The following is a 2,564-nucleotide window of genomic DNA, read 5'->3' as shown; positions in this document are numbered from 1 at the left end:
GCGGTGGAGAACGCCCGTCTGTATGAGGAGTCGCGCAGCCGCGAGACCTGGTTGCAGGCGTCGTCGGAGGTGACCACGAGCCTGCTGTCGGGCGCGGACCCGCGCGAGGTGCTGTCGGTGGTGGCCGCCCGCGCCCGCCAGATGAGCGACGCGGACCTGGTCCAGGTGCTGCTGCCGGACGCGGATCGGCAGTCGCTTGTTGCGGAGGTGGTCGAGGGAGAGGGCGCGGACGACCTGGTCGGGTCGTCCTTCGACGTGCCGGCCACGCTCGTGGGCGATACCTTCACCCAGGGGGAGTCGCTGTTCAGCGCAGACCTTCAGAGCGGACCCGACCTGGGCTCTCCGCTGCGGCGGCTTGGGTACGGCCCAGGACTGATGGTCCCGCTGGGAGCAGCACCGGCGGTGCGGGGAGTGCTGATGCTGGCCAAGCGGAGCGGGCGGCTGCCGTTCACCGGTGCGGCCGAGCAGATGTTGCGGGCGTTCGCCGGTCAGGCGGCGGTCGCGCTGGAGCTGGCCGAGGCGCGGCGCGACGCCGAGCGGCTGGGCCTGCTGGAGGACCGCGACCGGATCGCGCGAGACCTGCACGATGTGGTCATTCAGCGGCTGTTCGCCACCGCGATGACGCTGATGAGCACGCTGCGGCTGGTCGAGCGGCCCGAGGCGGGCAAGAAGCTGCAGCACGCGATCGACGAGCTGGACGAGACGATCCGGCAGATCCGCTCGTCCATCTTCGCCTTGCAGACCTCCTACGACGACACGCCGCCGAGCCTGCGCGGGCAGATCGTGGAGCTGGTGGAGGGGGCGGGCAGCCACCTGGGGTTCATGCCGGGGCTGCGGATGGAGGGCCGGCTCGACACCGAGGTGCCCGAGGCCGCCGCCGAGCACGTGGTGGCGGTGCTGCGCGAGGCGCTGTCCAACGTCGTACGGCACTCGCACGCGACCAGGGCCGAGGTGTCCGTCGAGGTCGCGGCGGGCGCCCTCACCCTGCTGGTCACCGACAACGGCGTGGGCCTGGGCGAGGGCGGGCGGCGCAGCGGGCTGCGCAACATCGAGGAACGGGCCGGCCGGCTGGGCGGTTCCTCGCTGCTGGAGTCCCCCGACAAGGGCGGCACGCGGCTGAGGTGGACGATCCCTCTGTGAGGGCCGCGGCCCGCATGCCGAAGGGCTGGATCGGCTCGCCACGGATGAGCGCCGGGCCGGACGAGACGAGGACCAAAGTCCCCTCAGCACAGGAGGGACGCCTCTGAGCGGCGGGTTCCGCCCGCGCGAACCTGGAAGCGGACCCAGGAGGCGACGATGGGCATGGACGAGCTCGGCGTGGTGGTGGGCTACGACGGTTCCTTGTCAGCACGGGAAGCCCTGCGATGGGCGGCCGCGGAGGCTGCCGGCAGAGGGGTGCCGCTGACGGTGTGCCACGCGTGGGACTGGCCGTATCGCGAGTGGCCCGGCGAGCTGGTGCCGCTCGAACTCGTCCGCCGCCCCGCCCAGCGGCTGGTCAAGGCCGCGGCCGCCTGGGCCGGACGGAACCATCCCGGCGTCGCGGTCAACACGCTGACCGATCGCGGCTCCCCGTCCGCGCTCCTGACCGACCTGTCCGCCGGCGCCGAGCTGATCGTGGTGGGCAGCCGCGGGCACGGCGCCCTCCACGGCATGGCAGTCGGATCGGTGAGCGGTCATGTCGCCTCCAGGGTCCGCTGCCCGGTGATCGTCATGCGCGGCGACCCGCAGGAGCGTGACGCGCGCGAGGTCCTGGTGGGTTTCGACGGCTCCCCAGCGTCCAGGACCGCGCTGAGCTTCGCCGCCACGGAGGCGTACCGGCTCGGCAGCCCGATTCACGTTGTGATCGCCCGCCACGACCGGGGCGGGGAAGCAGACCCGCTGGAGCTGCGCATCCAGGCCCAGGGGCTCGCCTGGGACGAGCTGACCGCCCGGCAGCACGCCCATCCGGACCTTCAGGCGAGCGTCGAACTCGCGGACGAGCCCGCGCGCCGGGCGCTGCTCGAAGCGGCCCGCAAGTCCTGCCTGCTGGTGGTCGGGGCGCGCGGCCTTGGCGAGGTGCGGGGGCTGCTCCTCGGCTCCGTCAGCCAGGCCATGGTCCACCACGCACCCTGCCCCGTCGCCGTGGTCCACTGACCAGACGCGCGTTGTCCGGATTTCGGCCGTGCTGACTGCGGCGCTCGCCCTCGTCATCCACCGCCGCCAAGACTGACGGCCCGCCCTCCGCATGAGCCGTCCGGCAGGGGACGAAGGTCCCCGCGCCGCGGGCCCTACGGCACTGCAACGGAAGCCGCGCGAGCGGTGTGCTGGAGGCGACTCGGAAACGGCGCATCACCCCTCGGAAAGGGGGCCATCATGAACGCCACCATCGGCAGGCCCGCCGTGCAGGCCGGCGCCACGCAAGCTCGCCGCCCGGTCGGCTACGTGTGGGCCGCGGCCCGGATCGCGCTCGGCTGGACCTTCCTCTGGGCGTTCCTGGACAAGACCTTCGGCTGGGGCTTCGCCACCCCCGCGGAGCGTGCCTGGGTCGCGGGCGGCAGCCCGACGACCGGCTTCCTCAAGGGCAC

At 73.1% G+C, this 2,564-nt stretch carries 2 protein-coding genes and 1 pseudogene; all 3 read left to right on the top strand.

Annotated features, from left to right (window positions below):
• Positions 1–1,140, top strand: a 1,140-nt coding sequence (locus AB0C27_RS56115; RefSeq protein WP_357863631.1) for a GAF domain-containing protein, incomplete at its 5' end; no start/stop codon positions are given.
• Positions 1,141–1,296: 156 nt separating this feature from the next.
• A complete protein-coding gene (locus AB0C27_RS56110; RefSeq protein WP_357863629.1) occupies positions 1,297–2,133 on the top strand; it encodes a universal stress protein in 837 nt (278 codons plus the stop codon).
• A 219-nt stretch (positions 2,134–2,352) separates the two neighbouring features.
• Positions 2,353–2,564: pseudogene (locus AB0C27_RS56105) on the top strand (hypothetical protein); the annotation flags it as partial.

The sequence above is a fragment of the Nonomuraea sp. NPDC048882 genome, from assembly GCF_040649755.1.
Classification (GTDB): Bacteria; Actinomycetota; Actinomycetes; order Streptosporangiales; family Streptosporangiaceae; genus Nonomuraea; species Nonomuraea maheshkhaliensis.
Note: the sequence above shows the minus strand (reverse complement) of the source record. Positions and strands in the feature narration are given on the sequence as shown.